The organism is Arthrobacter sp. YAF34 (genome assembly GCF_052113245.1).
Classification (GTDB): domain Bacteria; phylum Actinomycetota; class Actinomycetes; order Actinomycetales; family Micrococcaceae; genus Arthrobacter.
On sequence record NZ_JBFRCV010000002.1, the window covers coordinates 382492 to 397296 of the forward strand.

The 14805-nt window shown below is 67.5% G+C and carries 16 protein-coding genes; 12 read left to right on the plus strand and 4 right to left on the minus strand.

All coding sequences use genetic code 11. The features are described 5' to 3' along the window. Positions 1 to 4 precede the first annotated feature (4 nt). Positions 5 to 1333 (plus strand): MFS transporter, encoded by a 1329-nt coding sequence (locus AB4Y72_RS04125; RefSeq protein ID WP_441424885.1) that lies wholly within the window; start codon positions 5 to 7, stop codon positions 1331 to 1333. Positions 1334 to 1477: 144 nt separating this feature from the next. Here AB4Y72_RS04125 and AB4Y72_RS04130 read toward each other — a convergent pair whose 3' ends face one another. Then, the gene (locus tag AB4Y72_RS04130; RefSeq protein ID WP_120953982.1) at positions 1478 to 1864 is read right to left on the minus strand and encodes a DUF1844 domain-containing protein; all 387 of its coding nucleotides are present in this window, start codon (positions 1862 to 1864) and stop codon (positions 1478 to 1480) included. A 356-nt stretch (positions 1865 to 2220) separates the two neighbouring features. Here AB4Y72_RS04130 and infC point away from each other — a divergent pair, with 356 nt between their 5' ends. The 4 genes from infC (at position 2221) to AB4Y72_RS04150 (ending at position 5284) form a co-directional block, all read left to right on the plus strand. Beyond that, complete coding sequence (gene infC / locus AB4Y72_RS04135; protein ID WP_441424886.1) at positions 2221 to 3423, plus strand: translation initiation factor IF-3; 1203 nt, start codon at positions 2221 to 2223, stop codon at positions 3421 to 3423. A gap of 115 nt (positions 3424 to 3538) precedes the next feature. Beyond that, entirely contained in the window at positions 3539 to 3733 is a 195-nt protein-coding gene (gene rpmI, locus AB4Y72_RS04140) for a 50S ribosomal protein L35 (RefSeq protein ID WP_009358635.1), read from the plus strand. 118 nt (positions 3734 to 3851) lie between these two features. After that, positions 3852 to 4322, plus strand: a complete 471-nt coding sequence (gene rplT / locus AB4Y72_RS04145) for a 50S ribosomal protein L20 (protein WP_441424887.1) — start codon at positions 3852 to 3854, stop codon at positions 4320 to 4322. A gap of 65 nt (positions 4323 to 4387) precedes the next feature. Beyond that, a complete protein-coding gene (locus AB4Y72_RS04150; RefSeq protein WP_441424888.1) occupies positions 4388 to 5284 on the plus strand; it encodes a TrmH family RNA methyltransferase in 897 nt (298 codons plus the stop codon). Between the two features lie 141 nt (positions 5285 to 5425). On the opposite strand, the gene AB4Y72_RS04155 is transcribed toward AB4Y72_RS04150, so the two are convergent. After that, positions 5426 to 5695 (minus strand): GlsB/YeaQ/YmgE family stress response membrane protein, encoded by a 270-nt coding sequence (locus tag AB4Y72_RS04155; protein ID WP_120953990.1) that lies wholly within the window; start codon positions 5693 to 5695, stop codon positions 5426 to 5428. A gap of 228 nt (positions 5696 to 5923) precedes the next feature. On the opposite strand from AB4Y72_RS04155, the gene AB4Y72_RS04160 reads away from it, so the two are divergent. After that, positions 5924 to 6844: a cation diffusion facilitator family transporter gene (locus tag AB4Y72_RS04160; RefSeq protein ID WP_441424889.1), complete on the plus strand. Its 921-nt coding sequence runs from the start codon at positions 5924 to 5926 to the stop codon at positions 6842 to 6844. A 131-nt stretch (positions 6845 to 6975) separates the two neighbouring features. Here AB4Y72_RS04160 and AB4Y72_RS04165 read toward each other — a convergent pair whose 3' ends face one another. Continuing rightward, positions 6976 to 8184 (minus strand): MFS transporter, encoded by a 1209-nt coding sequence (locus AB4Y72_RS04165; protein ID WP_441424890.1) that lies wholly within the window; start codon positions 8182 to 8184, stop codon positions 6976 to 6978. Positions 8185 to 8421: 237 nt separating this feature from the next. On the opposite strand from AB4Y72_RS04165, the gene AB4Y72_RS04170 reads away from it, so the two are divergent. The 4 genes from AB4Y72_RS04170 (at position 8422) to AB4Y72_RS04185 (ending at position 11872) form a co-directional block, all read left to right on the plus strand. Beyond that, entirely contained in the window at positions 8422 to 8886 is a 465-nt protein-coding gene (locus AB4Y72_RS04170; protein WP_441424891.1) for a (deoxy)nucleoside triphosphate pyrophosphohydrolase, read from the plus strand. A gap of 87 nt (positions 8887 to 8973) precedes the next feature. Beyond that, positions 8974 to 10116, plus strand: a complete 1143-nt coding sequence (locus AB4Y72_RS04175; RefSeq protein ID WP_441424892.1) for a Re/Si-specific NAD(P)(+) transhydrogenase subunit alpha — start codon at positions 8974 to 8976, stop codon at positions 10114 to 10116. Then, complete coding sequence (locus AB4Y72_RS04180; RefSeq protein WP_441424893.1) at positions 10116 to 10502, plus strand: NAD(P) transhydrogenase subunit alpha; 387 nt, start codon at positions 10116 to 10118, stop codon at positions 10500 to 10502. The genes AB4Y72_RS04175 and AB4Y72_RS04180 overlap by 1 nt, the downstream gene beginning before the upstream one ends. Continuing rightward, positions 10499 to 11872, plus strand: a complete 1374-nt coding sequence (locus AB4Y72_RS04185) for an NAD(P)(+) transhydrogenase (Re/Si-specific) subunit beta (RefSeq protein WP_441424894.1) — start codon at positions 10499 to 10501, stop codon at positions 11870 to 11872. The genes AB4Y72_RS04180 and AB4Y72_RS04185 overlap by 4 nt, the downstream gene beginning before the upstream one ends. A gap of 44 nt (positions 11873 to 11916) precedes the next feature. On the opposite strand, the gene AB4Y72_RS04190 is transcribed toward AB4Y72_RS04185, so the two are convergent. Further along, the gene (locus AB4Y72_RS04190) at positions 11917 to 13146 is read right to left on the minus strand and encodes an Rv2578c family radical SAM protein (protein WP_441424895.1); all 1230 of its coding nucleotides are present in this window, start codon (positions 13144 to 13146) and stop codon (positions 11917 to 11919) included. Between the two features lie 168 nt (positions 13147 to 13314). Between AB4Y72_RS04190 and AB4Y72_RS04195 the strand changes: the two genes are divergently transcribed. Together AB4Y72_RS04195 and AB4Y72_RS04200 are read left to right on the plus strand one after the other, a co-directional pair. Then, positions 13315 to 13707, plus strand: coding sequence for a GntR family transcriptional regulator (locus tag AB4Y72_RS04195; RefSeq protein ID WP_441424896.1), 393 nt, complete (start codon positions 13315 to 13317; stop codon positions 13705 to 13707). Beyond that, a complete protein-coding gene (locus AB4Y72_RS04200) occupies positions 13704 to 14786 on the plus strand; it encodes a DUF1648 domain-containing protein (RefSeq protein WP_441424897.1) in 1083 nt (360 codons plus the stop codon). Before AB4Y72_RS04195 ends, AB4Y72_RS04200 begins: the two co-directional genes overlap by 4 nt. Positions 14787 to 14805 lie beyond the last annotated feature (19 nt).

Below are 14805 nucleotides of genomic sequence, written 5' to 3' on the forward strand. Positions count from 1 at the left end.
GTCCGTGAATTTCGCGCTTTACCGGCAGCTGCTTGCAGTCCGGCCCATCCGGCGGCTCCTGCTGGTCGGAATGATTGCCCGCATACCGCACTCCGCTGCCGGCGTCCTGCTGACCCTGCACATCGTCCTGACACTGGGCCAGGGCTACGCGGCCGCCGGCGCGGCGGCCGCCGTCATGACGATCGGAATCGCTGTCGGGGCGCCGTGGCGCGGACGCCGGGTCGACACCGTGGGGCTGCGCAAGGCGCTCATCCCGTCCGTCATCTCCGAGACCGTGATCTGGTCCATCGTCCCGCACGTCTCCTACGAACTCCTGCTGCCCCTGGTCTTCGTCGGCGGCCTGCTCACGCTGCCCATCTTCAGCGTCGTGCGCCAGTCGCTGGGCGTTCTGGCCACTGGCGAGCAGCGCCGCACGGCCTTCGCCCTGGACGCCATCGCCACCGAGCTGGTCTTCATGATCGGCCCCGCCGTCGGTGCAGTCATTGCCACGTCCGGACAGTCCGTCCTGGGCCTGACGGTGGTGGGAGTGGCCACCTCGGTGTCCGGACTCTTCCTCATGTGGTTCAACCCGCCCACCCGGAGCGCTTCCCCCGACGCGGGGCTGGAGGCGGAGGGGCTGGAGGCGGAAGAACGGGAGTCCGCGGAAGCCGCCGTCGTGGCCGCCGCGCCGGCACACGTGCAGGAGGCCGCGGCGGAACTGGCGCCGCTGGCAGCCGCCGCCCAAGAACGGAGGCAGCGCCGCTCCGGCCTGCGGCACCGGGTTGTCCATAACTTCAGCTGGTTCACCTCCGCCGTAGCCGCCGTCTTCGCTGTGGCCGCCGGTGCCGGCATGGTCCTCAGCGGTACCGACGTCGGCATCGTTGCCGCCCTCCAGACCGGCGGCCATCAGGCCGAGATCGGGATTGTCTTCCTCTTCTGGTGCGCGGCCTCGGTGGTGGGCGGGATCCTTTACGGCGCGATGCACCGGCCCGTCTCGCCGATCCTGCTGCTGCTGGGAATGTCGGCCCTCACCGTCCCGATGGCCTTCGCGACCGACGTCTGGACGCTTAGCCTGCTCTCTCTGCTGCCCGGCCTTCTGTGCGCGCCGGTACTGTCCGCCGCCTCTGAAAAGGTGGCGGAGCTCGTCGACGAGAGCCGGCGCGGCGAGGCAATGGGCTGGTACGGGTCCTCGCTCACCGGCGGCGTGGCCCTGGGAGCGCCGCTGGCCGGGCTGTTCATCGACGTGATCGGCCCGTCGGCAGGCTTCGTCGCCGTGGGGCTGGCCGGCGTCGGCCTCTGCCTTGTGGGACTCGCCCTGCAGCGGGTGCGGCGCCGCCGCCTCGCCCATACCTAACCGGCCCACGCCTGACCGGCCCGCGCCTGCCCGGCCCTCCGGGGGAGCATACGCAGTGCTCGGTTGAGCCGCTCCGGGGTTAACGACGCCGGCGGGCGGACCTGGGTGGTCCGCCCGCCGGCGCGTTGTCGCTGATGAAAGTCCTTAGTTGACCGGGCCTGTGTACTTCTCGCCCGGGCCCTTGCCCGGGGCGTCCGGGATGATCGATTCTTCGCGGAAGGCGAGTTGGAGCGAACGCAGTCCGTCGCGCAAGGGCCCGGCGTGCTGGGAGCCGATTTCCGGTGCCGCCGCGGTCACCAAGCCGGCAAGGGCGGTGATCAGCTTGCGGGCCTCGTCCAGGTCCTTGAGTTCCTGGGCGTTTTCCTCGGCGGCGAGGCCGAGCTTCACCGCGGCGGCGCTCATCAGGTGCACGGCCGCCGTGGTGATGACCTCGATCGCGGGGACCTCCGAGATGTCGCGGATCTGCTGCGAGACGTCGGCCTGGGCGGCTGCGGGCTCGAAGACGTGGGAATTACTGTCTGAAGTGCTCATGCTGGTAAGCTTGTCACAGACCGACTGAATGTCGTTATTCTCAGGCTTTTAGAGAATGCAGCTTTTATAGAATGCAGTGTTTCTTGCACGCGGTACTCGTTACCGCGATGGACGCCCGGCGACGCACATGTGCGTTGAGCGGGATTCTTTCTGTAGAATCGACATTCAGTTTGCAAGCGGAGTTCTCTCCCACCCGCGTCAGCCGCGAAACTTCCTTCGGGAAGCCCCTCCTTCGCAGGAGTCAAGGTTGCCGGGTACCTGGTCGGGCACAACCTCGGACTCCGGTCCGGAGAATGTGCATGTCGCCTCACTGAGGGCGGCAGCTCCGATCTCGAGGCCTTCGATTGCTCCGGCAATTGGGGGCCTTCTCTTTTTGCCGGTGGAATACCCCTCACGAACACAGGAGCTTTAACATTAGCGAGCCAAGAATCAATGAGCGTATCCGCGTCCCCGAGGTGCGGCTGGTCGGCCCTGCAGGCGAGCAAGTAGGCGTTGTCCGTATTGAGGATGCCCTGCGTTTGGCTGCCGAGTCCGATCTTGATCTCGTTGAAGTTGCACCGCAGGCCAAGCCTCCGGTGTGCAAGCTGATGGACTTCGGCAAGTACAAGTACGAAGCCGCCGTCAAGGCACGCGAGGCCCGGAAGAACCAGACCAACACGGTCCTGAAGGAAATCCGCTTCCGCCTGAAGATCGATACGCATGACTACGAGACGAAGCGCGGCCACGCCCTCCGCTTCCTCGGTGCCGGTGACAAGGTCAAGGCCATGATCCAGTTCCGCGGCCGTGAGCAGCAGCGCCCCGAGATGGGCATCCGCCTGCTCCAGCGTTTCGCGGACGACGTCGCCGAAGTTGGCGTCGTGGAGTCCAGCCCGCGGATCGATGGCCGCAACATGGTCATGGTGGTGGGTCCCCTGAAGAACAAGGCCGAAGCCAAGGCTGAGGCCCGGCGCGCAACGCAGCGGGCGGAAGCCAAGGCGGAGAACGAAGCCAAGGCTTCGGGTGGAGGCCGCGTTGATACGTCCGCTCCCGAGGCGCCCTTGACGCAGTCGCTCGCCGACCTGCTGCCGGAAGGCTACCAGGTCCGGACTGAGGCACCGGCGACCAAGGCTGAGGCTCCGGCAACGGAAGCCCCCGTCGGCGAAGAAGCCAAGGCCGAAGAGACCACGCAGGCCCCGGTCGAGGAGACCAAGGCCGACGAGGCTCCGGTCCAGGAAGCGCCCAAGCAGGCTGCCCCCAAGGCGGCCGAAAAGCCGGCAGCCGCCAAGGCTCCGGCGGCTCCGAAGGCTGAAAAGCCCGTGGCCGCCAAGGCAGCCGAGGCTCCGAAGGCGCCCCAGAAGCCGGCAGCCGCTAAGGCTCCCGCGGCTCCGAAGGCCGCCCCGGCGCCTGCGGCCAAGGCTCCTGAGGAAAAGACTGCGGATTCCGCTCCGGCGACTCCGGCGGCGGCACCGAAGCCGGTTGCTGCTCCGAAGCCGGTTCCGCGGCCCGCAGCTCCGAAGCCTGCCGCACGGCCGGCCGCCCCCCGGGCAGCCGCCAAGCCTGGCACCAAGAAGACCAACTAGTTCACGGCTGACGGGCAGCAATGCCCGGCAGCAAGCAACCAGCATGCCGCCCGCAGGGGCGGCTGCACGAAAGAACTGCAGACCTGTCTGCGGATACGTAAGGAGATCGGTTCCCATGCCGAAGATGAAGACCCACAGCGGTGCTAAGAAGCGCTTCAAGCTGACCGGTAGCGGCAAGCTGCGCCGCCAGCAGGCCAACCGCCGTCACTACCTCGAGCACAAGTCCTCGCGGCTGACCCGCCGCCTTGCCGGCGACAAGATCGTCTTCAAGGGCGACGCGAAGGTCATCCGGAAGATGCTCGGCATCTAAGTTCCAAGTTCTCTGACTGATTGCCACCTGGCACCAGTCAACTACCACAATGGCTTCTCAGGCCCGCCGGGACTTCCGGCAGTAGATGCTTGGGATCAGATTTTGAAGGAGTACGCACGTGGCACGTGTGAAGAGGGCGGTCAACGCCCACAAGAAGCGCCGGGTTATCCTTGAACGCGCAAAGGGCTACCGTGGACAGCGTTCACGCCTGTACCGCAAGGCCAAAGAGCAGCTGCTGCACTCGTTCGTGTACAGCTACGGCGACCGCAAGAAGAAGAAGGGCGATTTCCGCCGTCTTTGGATCCAGCGCATCAACGCTGCATCCCGCGCCAACGGCCTGACTTACAACCGCCTGATCCAGGGCCTGAAGGCCGCTGAGGTTGAGGTTGACCGCCGCATGCTGGCCGAGCTGGCCGTTTCCGACGCCAACGCCTTCGCTGCGCTGGTCAAGGTCGCCAAGGACTCGCTGCCCGCCGACACGTCCGCTCCGGCCGTCCAGGCCGAGGCCGCTCCGGCTCCGAAGGCTGCCAAGAAGGCTCCCGCGAAGAAGCCTGCTGCCAAGAAGGTTGACGCCGAGGCTGCAAAGTAGTCCCTTCCGCCGTCGAAAGACAGCGTCGTTCAAGAACCGGCTGGCACAGCCACTAAGGTTCTTATATGAACGAAACCGGGCGCCCGCAAGACTATCCACTCTCCAACCCACGAGCTGATCGGGTGAGGAAGGTGGCACAGCTTGCCGGGCGCCCGGCGCGTTTAAAGCGCAGCGAGTTCCTGGCCGAAGGCCCGCAGGCGGTCCGTGAGGCCCTGGTGCTGCACGGGAAGAGGATTGCCGCGGGGGAGCGCGGGATCGTCTACGAGGTCTACGCCACCGAGGCCTGCCTGGACCGCCACCCCGAGTTGGAGGAGCTGGCCGAGGGAACCAGCGCCCACCTGGCCACGGACGAAGTGATCGCGGCGATGGCGGACACCGTCACCCCGCAGGGCATCGTCGCCGTCTGCGGTTTCGTGGACGTCAGCCTTGAACAGGTGCTCGACGCCGGCCCGCGCCTGATTGCCATCCTGTGCCAGGTCCGCGACCCCGGCAACGCCGGAACCGTGCTACGCGCGGCCGACGCGGCAGGTGCCGACGCCGTCATCCTGACCGGCTCAAGCGTGGACATCTATAACCCCAAAGCGGTGCGGTCGACCGCCGGCTCCCTCTTCCACCTGCCGATCGTCCTCGGCGCGGACGCCACGGAGGTGGCGGCCCGGTGCAAGGAGCGGGGGATCGGTGTGCTGGCCGCTGACGGTTACGGCGACCTGAACCTGGACCGCCTCCAGGACGAGAATGCCGGCCGTCGCTCGGGGGCGTCCGCAGCCGAATCGGTCTACGCGCTGGAAGAGCCCACTGCCTGGCTTTTCGGCAATGAGGCCCAGGGCCTGGCCGAGGATGAAATCGCGCTGGCCGACCACCGGGTGGCCGTGCCCGTCTACGGGAGCGCGGAGAGCCTGAACCTCGGCACCGCCGCCACCGTGTGCCTCTACGCCAGCGCGCGCGCCCAGCAGGCCTCCTAGGGGTCCTGCCTGGGGTCTCTTACCCGGGGCCGCACATGCAAACGGCGGGGCCCACCGAGAGGTGGGGCCCCGCCGTCGTGCTGTTCCTAGAGCTTGCTGTTCCCAAGGCCGCACGCGAAGTGCGCGGTCAGCTGTGCAGAATTATGTGGTGGTCTTGTTGCGTCCTGTGATGGCGCCGTAGACAAGGGCAACCACCAGGCCGCCGACAATCGCCAAGAGCCAGGAACCGAGATTCCAGAATTCCATCTTGCCGCCGCCGAACAGAAGATCTCCGATCCAGCCGCCGACTATAGCTCCGACGACGCCGAGCACGAGGCTGGTAACCCAGCCTCCGCCGACCCTGCCGGGCATGACTGCCTTGACAATTGCACCTACTATGAGTCCGAGAATGATCCAGCCAAGAAAGCCCATGTCTCCTCCTACATATTCGTCGGCATTCAAATTGTGAATCCCGAATATGGCTTCAAGCTAACATAGGCCGGATTGCTTGTCAGCAGGGGACTACCCAATCGTTACGTGGCCGCGTCGGTCCCTGCCGCAGTTCGTCGGCCGCACGGAACCGGGTACGGTATTCCTTGCGGGCGCAGGCGTCTTGCCGTCCTGCGTGTACATCCCAAAGAACCCCCAGGAGAAGTTGACGTGGCTGCACATGGCGGTACCAAGGCGATAATCGCGGCGCTGGCCGCCAACCTGAGCATCGCCGTTTTGAAGTTCGTCGCCTACTTCCTGACGCTGTCCTCGTCCATGCTGGCCGAGGCGATTCACTCGCTGGCGGACTCCGGCAACCAGCTGCTCCTTCTGGTTGGCGGCAAGCGCGCCCAGCGCGAGGCCAGCACGGAACACCCGTTCGGCTACGGCCGTGAGCGCTACATCTACGCGTTCATCGTCTCCATAGTGCTGTTCAGTGTCGGCGGCCTGTTCGCCCTGTACGAGGCCTGGGGGAAAATCCAGCACCCGCACGGCATTGAAGGGGACTTCTGGTGGGTGCCGCTGGCCGTGCTGTTCGGCGCGATCATTGCCGAGTCCTTCTCCTTCCGCACGGCGATCGCCGAGTCCAACCCGCTCCGTGGGAAGCAGAGCTGGGTCAAATTCATCCGCAATGCCAAGCAGCCCGAACTTCCGGTGATCCTGCTGGAGGACTTCGGAGCCCTGGTAGGCCTGGTGTTCGCGCTCTTCGGCGTGGGCCTGACGCTCATTACCGGGAACGGCATCTGGGACGCCCTGGGCACGGCCATGATCGGCCTGCTGCTCGTCGCGATCGCCGTGGTGCTGGCCCTGGAAACGAAGTCCCTGCTGCTCGGCGAGTCGGCCACGCGCGACGACGTCGCCAAGATCCGCGCCGCGATCGAGGCCGGCGGAACGACCATCATTCACCTGAAGACGATGCACCTTGGACCCGAGGAGCTGTTGGTGGCGGCGAAGATCAGCATCGGCCGCACGGACTCCGGCCAGGACATCGCGAAGGCGATTGACGACGCCGAGGCCCGGGTCCGCGAGGCCGTCCCGATTGCCAGGGTCATCTATCTGGAACCCGACGTGCAGCGCGTCAGCGCCTCCTAGGCGGCGGATGCCGCCAACCAGTGCAGTAGACACCCCGGTTAGACGGCAGTAAACAAGAACGGCAGCCCGGTCCAGTACGTCACTGGACCGGGCTGCCGTTCTTTGTAGGCGGTTACGCGCCTTGTAGGCGGTTACGCGGCCAGCGGCCGCCTGCGCTCCACAGCGCCGCTGATGGCCGCGACTCCGAGTCCCAGGACGGCAAGGACCGCGCCCACGAGCGCGGGGGCGACATAGCCCCAGCCCCAGGCGATCACGAGCCCGCCGAGGAACGCGCCCAGCGCGTTCGCGACGTTGAGCGCCGCATGGTTCAGCGAGGAGGCCAGCGATGGCGCGTCGGGGGAAGCGTCCAGGAGCCTGGTTTGCAGGGCTGGAACCAGCATGGACCCGGCTGCGCCGACCACGAAGACCATGACCAGCGCGGACCACGCCCAGTGGGCCGCTACGGCATAGAGCACGAGGGCCACGGCCGTGGCGGGCAGCACCCAGTAGATCGTGCCCATGACCGACTTGTCGGCGATCCGGCCGCCAACGATGTTGCCCACCACCATGCCCACTCCGTACAGCGCCACCACAAGCGGCAGCCAGGGAGCAGGGATGCCGGCCACCGACGTCATGGTGTGCGAAATGTAGGTGTAGGTCGCGAAGAAGCCGCCGAATCCGACGATGCCGACCAGGAGGGCGAGCCACACCTGAAGCCGTTTGAGCGCGCCGAGCTCGCGGCGGAAGCTGGCATCGGCGTGCGGCTTCTGGAACGGGACGAACTTCCACAGCATGGCGAGCGTGATGATGCCGATCAGGCCGACTAACAGGAACAGGATCCGCCATCCGTAGCTCTGGCCGAGCCAGGTGGCGAAGGGGACGCCGATGACGTTGGACACTGTCAGCCCGGCCATGACCATCGAAATTGCCCAGCCGCGCTTGGTCGGGGCCACGAGGGAAGCGGCGATCACGGCGGCCACCCCGAAGAAGGCGCCGTGGGGCAGTCCGGCGGCGAACCGGGACACCAGCATGGAGCCGTAGTCCGGGGCGAGAAAGGAACTGAGGTTGGCGATGCTGAAGAAGAGCATGAGCCCAAGAGCCAGGTATTTGCGCGGGAGCTTGGCGCCGACGGCGGCCAGCACCGGCGCGCCGATGACGACGCCGAGGGCATAGGCCGATATGAGGTGGCCGGCCTCGGGCGTGCTGATGTTCAGGCCCTGTTCGATCTCCTTGAGCAGGCCCATCATGGTGAATTCCGTCGTGCCGATGCCGAAGCCGCCCATGGCCAGGGCAATGATGGCGAGGGCAACGTGGCGGGTGCCGGTCTTGGACGACGCCGGGGCGTATGTGGTGGTTGTCATTCGTCTTTTCGTCGGTGGTTGCCGGGAGATGCCGGAGGAGTCGGCCAGATAAGTCTGTTTTTAGAACGGGGAGGGGGCGCCGGATATTCCGCTGTCCCGTCGGACCCGGTCCGGGCGGCCGCCCTCACCATTGTCCCCTACCCGGCCGCCTCCGGACTGCGCCGGTGCGCGCCGTCACTCCCAGCCGCCGGCCGCGGGGTCCGTGCCGGGCCGGCCGCCCGCCTTAGACTTGAGGGCGTGACTGGACTCATTGGCGTCGTCGGCGGCGCAGTAGTGGACTCCCTGGCGGAACCCCGGATGCTGCTGGTGGCGCGGCGCACGGCGCCGCCGCAGTTTGCCGGAATGTGGGAATTCCCGGGCGGCAAGGTGGAACCGGGCGAGACCGCCGAAGGCGCCCTCCACCGCGAGCTCCGTGAAGAACTGGGCGTGCTGGTGCGCCTCGGAGCCGAGCTGGCCGCCGAAGCCCCCACGGGCTGGCCGCTCAACGAGAAGGCGGCCATGAGGGTCTGGTTCGCCGAGCTCGCCGACGGTGCCCCCCGGCCGCTGGAGGATCACGACGAGCTCCGGTGGCTCGACCTGCGAACCCCCGAGGACGTCCTCAGCCTGGCATGGATTCCGGCGGACTTCCCCATCGTGGAGGCCCTCCTGGCGGCAGTGCAGGCCACCGGGCCGTACGGAGTGGCGGCCGGGCCGCACCGCTGACCGGACGCGCCGCCGGGCGTCGGAGCCCGCCTCTCGCCAAACCGTCAGGCATGTGCCTACTCTGAACCCAGTCGAGAGGAGTGGCCCGTGCAGGTCGGTGTCGGACGAGAGCAGCGAGCCGGAGAACGCCGCGTCGCCGCCACCCCGGAGACGGTCCGGCAGCTGACAGCCCTCGGGCTCCATCTTCTGGTGGAAAGCGGCGCCGGATCCGACGCGGGCTTTGCGGACGCCGCGTTCAAGGAAGCCGGCGCGACCGTGATTTCCGAGCTCCCGTTCGAGGCCCTGGATGTTCTGCTGCATGTCCGCCCGCTCACCCCGGAGACCGCGGCCCGGCTGCGGCCCGGCGCGGTCACCATCGGACTGGGGTCGCCGGCCTCGGAACTGCCGACTGTCCGGGCACTCGCCGCCGCGGGGATCACCTCGTTCGCCCTGGAACTGCTTCCGCGGATCTCCCGGGCACAGTCCATGGACGCGCTCAGCTCGCAGTCCCTCGTCTCCGGCTACCGCGCCGTGCTGGAAGCCGCCGTCCGCTACCCGCGGTTCTTCCCGCTCTACATGACCGCCGCCGGGACCATCCCGCCGGCGAGGGTGCTGGTCCTGGGAGCAGGTGTCGCCGGGCTGCAGGCGATCGGCACGGCGAAGCGGCTTGGCGCCCGTGTGTCGGCCAACGACATCCGGGCCGCCTCCGCCGAGGAGGTCGCCTCCATGGGTGGCACTTTCATCAATCTGGACATCGATGCGGCCGCGGAAGGAACCGGAGGCTACGCCCGTGCCCTCGGCGAGGACCGGGCCCAACGCCAGCGCAGCCTCCTGGCCCCGCACGTCGCGGCAGCGGACGTCTTGATCACGACGGCGGCCATCCCCGGCCGGGCCGCTCCTTTGCTGGTGACCACCGCCATGGTGGCCAGCATGCGGGCCGGGTCGGTCGTCGTCGACCTCGCTGCGGAGTCCGGAGGCAACGTCGAAGGGGTGGTCGCGGGGCAGGACCTCCAGGTGCCGGTCGACGGCGGATCGGTCACGCTCGTGGGCCTGCAGGACGCGGCATCCGCCATGCCCTCGGATGCGTCCCGGCTTTTTGCCCGGAACGTCAGCAACTTCCTCGCTCTCATGACCGACGGCGGCTCGGTTTCCCCGGACTTCGACGACGACGTGGTCGCCGGAACGTGCTTGACCCGCGGCGGCATAGTACGGCATGCCCCCACCGCGGAAGCATTGGAAGGGGAGGCGTGATGAGCCCGGTCGCGTTGCTGACAGTGGTGGTGCTCGCGGTGTTCGTGGGCTTCGAAGTCGTCTCCAAGGTCACCAGCAAGCTGCACACGCCCCTGATGTCCGGCGCCAACGCCATTCACGGGATCATCTTGGTCGGCGCCATCATCGTGGCCGGGCAAGCCAGTGATCCGTGGGTGCTCGGCATCGCGCTCCTCGCCGTCGTCCTGGCGACGGTCAACCTGGTGGGCGGCTTCGTGGTCACGGACCGGATGCTGGAGATGTTCAGCGGACACCGGCGGACGCGAAAACCGGCGCAAACCGGGGCTGCGAAAGCCGGCGGAACCCCGGGCGCAGGCGCCGCCGGCGGCGGGAGTGCCGCCGGGGGCGCGGCGGGGGAGTCCCTGTGAGCCTCCTCAGCGCCGAGTGGACAGCCCTGCTCTATCTCGTGGCCGCCGTCTGCTTCATCCTGGCGCTGGAAGGCCTCAGTTCGCCGAAGACCGCGCGCCGCGGCAACGCGATCGGCGCCGCCGGGGCGCTGGTCGCCGTCGTCACTGTGTTCTTGTCAGCGCGGCTGGACAACATTCCGCTCATCCTCGCCGCCATCGCTGTGGGCACCGCGATCGCCGTTCCTGTGGCCCGTCGGGTGCAGATGACCCAGATGCCCCAACTCGTGGCGCTCTTCAACGGCGTCGGAGGCGGTGCCGCCGCGCTCGTCGCGGTGGTGGAACTTGGCCATACGGAGGATCCCTGGGTCCGCGTGGCAGTCGTCTTCACCATGCTGGTGGGCGCGGTGTCCTTTGCTGGCTCCGCGGTGACCGTCGGCAAGCTGCAGGAGCTCATCAGCACCCGGCCGCTGCTGTTTCCCGGCATGCCGTGGGTCATGGGGGCCGTCCTGCTGGGGGCGGTGGTCTCCGGGGCGCTGGTGGTCCTGACCGGGTCGCTTGGCTGGTCGCTCGCGCTGCTGGGTCTGGGCCTTGCGGCCGGGCTGCTCCTGGTGCTGCCCGTCGGCGGGGCGGACGTGCCGATCGTGATCTCGCTGCTGAATGCCTTCACCGGACTGGCGGTGGCGGCGTCCGGCGTGGTCCTGGGCAACGTCCTGCTGCTGGTCGCCGGGACGCTGGTGGGCGCGAGCGGCACCATCCTGACCAAGGTCATGGCCTCGGCCATGGGGCGCGGCGTCGCCGGCATCATGTTCGGGGCGTTCAAGGGCGGCTCGACGGCGGGATCCACCGCTGTCAGCGACCGGCCGGTCCGCTCGGCGTCGCCCGAGGACGTGGCCGTCCAGCTCGGCTATGCCCAGCGCGTGGTGATCGTTCCCGGCTACGGGCTCGCCGTGGCGCAGGGCCAGCACACCGTGGCGGAGCTTGCCACGGCCCTGGGCGCCCGCGGCGTGGACGTCGTGTTCGCCATCCACCCGGTGGCCGGCCGCATGCCGGGCCACATGAACGTGCTGCTGGCCGAGGCTAACGTGCCGTACGAGTCGCTCCGGGAGCTGGCGGAAGTCAATCCCGAGTTCGCGACCACGGATATCGTGCTGGTGGTCGGCGCCAACGACGTCGTCAACCCGGCAGCCAAGTCTTCCCCGGGCTCGCCGATCTACGGAATGCCGATCCTGGAGGTGGTGCAGGCCCAGCAGGTGGTGTTCCTGAAGCGGTCGATGCGCCCCGGGTTCGCCGGCATCGAAAACGAGCTCCTGCACGACCCCAAGACAACGCTCCTGTTCGGCGATGCCAAGGATTCGCTGGCCAGGGTGCTCGGCGCGGTCAAGGCGCTCTAGGCTCGCGACACTGCAGGGTCTCGGCGATTCAGGGTCCCGGCGCTTCAGAACAGGGTGGGCTGCGCCGCTGCCGGATAGTTGGCGTTTGAATGGCTGCCGTTTGCGTGTTCGCGGCTTGGGCGGCCGGCATGCCGGAAGTTTGCGTGCCCTGCCGTGTCCGGGATGCTTCCGGCCGGGTACTGGGCCTCTTCCTCGCGGGCATCGTCGTTGTGGCTGGCGTTGTGGCCGGCGTTGTGGTCCCCACCTGGATCGGCACTGTGAGCTTTGTTGCCGTTCAGATCCTGGTGGCTGAAGCCCTGCGACCCGGAGAGCCCGTGCAGATCCTTGAAATACCGGACCCGCCCGGCCAGCCACGCCCGGTATTCCTTGGAAGCGTAGGACCCGCCGCCGTAGAGCCGCCGGTACTTCCCGGCCAGCTGCGGATGTTCGCGGGCGATCCACTGCATGAACCATTCGCGGGTTCCCGGCTTCAGGTACAGCGCGCCGGCCGTGACCCCCGTTGCACCGGCCGCCGCCAGGGCGCCGAATAGGGAGTCGAGGGCCTCGTCGCTGTCGGAGAGCCACGGGAGGATGGGCATGGCCATGACACCGCAGGGAAGACCAGCCTCCCGCAGACGGGAGATGAGCTTCAGCCGCGCCCGCGGCCCCGGAGTGCCCGGTTCCACCGCTTCGGAGAGCTGCTCGTTCGTCATGGCCAGCGAGATGCCCACTCCGACCGGCACCTGCGCCGCGGCGTGCTTGAGGAGCGGAATGTCCCGGGCCAGCAGTGTGCCCTTGGTGAGGATGGACAGGGGAGTGCCGGAATCCGCGAGGGCGCCGATGATGCCGGGCATGAGCTGATAGCGGCCCTCGGCACGCTGGTACGGGTCCGTGTTGGTGCCGAGGGCCACGTGCTCGTGCTGCCAGGAAGGCTTGGCCAGTTCCCTGCGCAGGACCTCGGCGGCGTTGATCTTAACCACCACCTGGCTGTCGAAGTCCAGACCGGCGTCGAAGTCCAGATAGGTGTGGCTCTTGCGCGCAAAGCAGTAAACGCAGGCATGGCTGCAGCCGCGATAGGGGTTGATGGTCCAGTCGAACGGCATCCGCGAACCGGCAACCACCTTGTTGAGCACCGATTTGGCGGTGACCTCATGGAAGGTGATCCCGGCGAACTCCGGGGTGGACACAGAGCGCACCAGCCCGGCCAGCGGCAGCAGGGCAGTGGCAGCGGGCGAATCGGCGGACGAGGCGTCAGGGGCGTCGCCGCGCTCAAGTGCTTGTGCGTCCCATCTCATGACTATATTCGAATATATGTTCGACTGAATGTCAAGGATTCCACCGTTCGCCACCCACTGCATCTGCTGGAGGACCGCTGTGCATAAGACCGCTCCAGCAGAAGTCTCGGCGTCGCCCTATCGGTATTTGTTCTATAACTTATAGAATTAAGGCCGGAGGTGGGAGTGATGATCCTCAACGTCGACCTGGCCAGCGAGGCGCCGATCTACCAGCAGCTTCGGGACCGGATCGTTGAGGCGATCGCCGAGGGCGTGCTGACCGAGGGCAGCTCGTTGCCGGCAACCAGGACGCTCGCTGCGGACTTCGGCATCAATTTCCACACCGTGAACAAAGCGTACGACCTCCTGCGCCAGCAGGGCCTGATCCGGCTCAACCGTAAGTCCGGCGCGGTGGTCACCGCGACGGTCGCGGACCCGGCGTTCCCCGCGGAGTGGACCGCGAGGGCACGGACCCTGTTGGCCGAGGCCGTGGCCCGAGGATTGCCTCCGGACGAGGTTCTCAAGACCTGTCGGTCCGTGCTCGACTCATTCGGCACCACACAGCCAGAGGACCTGCCATGACCCTAGCCATCGTCCTAAGCTCCGTGTTGTCAGCACTGGTGCTCACGATCGCCCTGGTACTTCCCTCGATCAACAGTCCGACCGTGCCCTTCGGGGTTCGGGTACCGGCGCAGCATGCCGGAGACCCGGAAGTGGTCCGGCAGACCCGCATCTACCGATGGCGGGTACTCGCCGGTGGGATCATCGCCGCCGGGCTCGGAACCGTCCTTTACGGCGTGACCGGTGCAACGTTGCTGCTGCCCCTGTCGGTGCTGGCGCTCGCCGGCGTCTTCTACGGCTGCTTCTTCCTGGCCAACCACGAAATCCGAGCCACCAAGGCAGCCGGGGGCTGGTATGAGGGCCTGCATCAAGGCATCGCGGTGGACACAGGACTGCGGACCGATCCACCGCGGTTTCCCTGGCTCTGGCTGGCCCCTGCAGTGATCGTCACCGTCACCACAGTGGTGATCGGCGTGATCAGCTACCCGTCAATGCCCGAGACGCTCGCGGTGCACTACGGCGCGAACGGCGCTCCCAATCGGGTGGCCGCCAAATCGGTCGGCACTGCCTTCTCGCTGGTGTTCGTGCAGATCGGCGTGACCGCGCTGCTGGCGGGTATTGCGGCGGCCATCTTCCACAGCCGGCCCGACCTCGACCCGGCACATCCGGTAGGCTCCGCGCGTTGGTACCGCCACTACATGTCCCTGGGCGCCAAGGCGCTGCTCGGGCTGGTCGCGATGATCGACGCGGGGATGCTGGGGTCATCCCTGCTGATGTGGACCGGCACCGTTACGCCGTGGGCGCCGCTGGTGGTCGTGCTCCCGATCCTGGCCGCCGTCGTGGTTGCCGTCGTGGTTCTGGCCGGGAGCAACCGCGAGCGGGACGTCGGGGAGAAGGACACCGGACTGACCCACCGGGACGACGACAAGTACTGGCGCGGCGGCCTGTTCTATTTCAATCGCGAGGACCACGCGCTGATGGTCCCGCGCCGGTTCGGTCTGGGATGGACGCTCAATTTCGGCAATCCCCTGTCTGCGATATTCCTGGCCGGCGTGGTCGCACTGATCGGCCTGCTGGTCACCCTCCGTCTTGGCGGCTGACCCCGACCAGCAGCGTCGC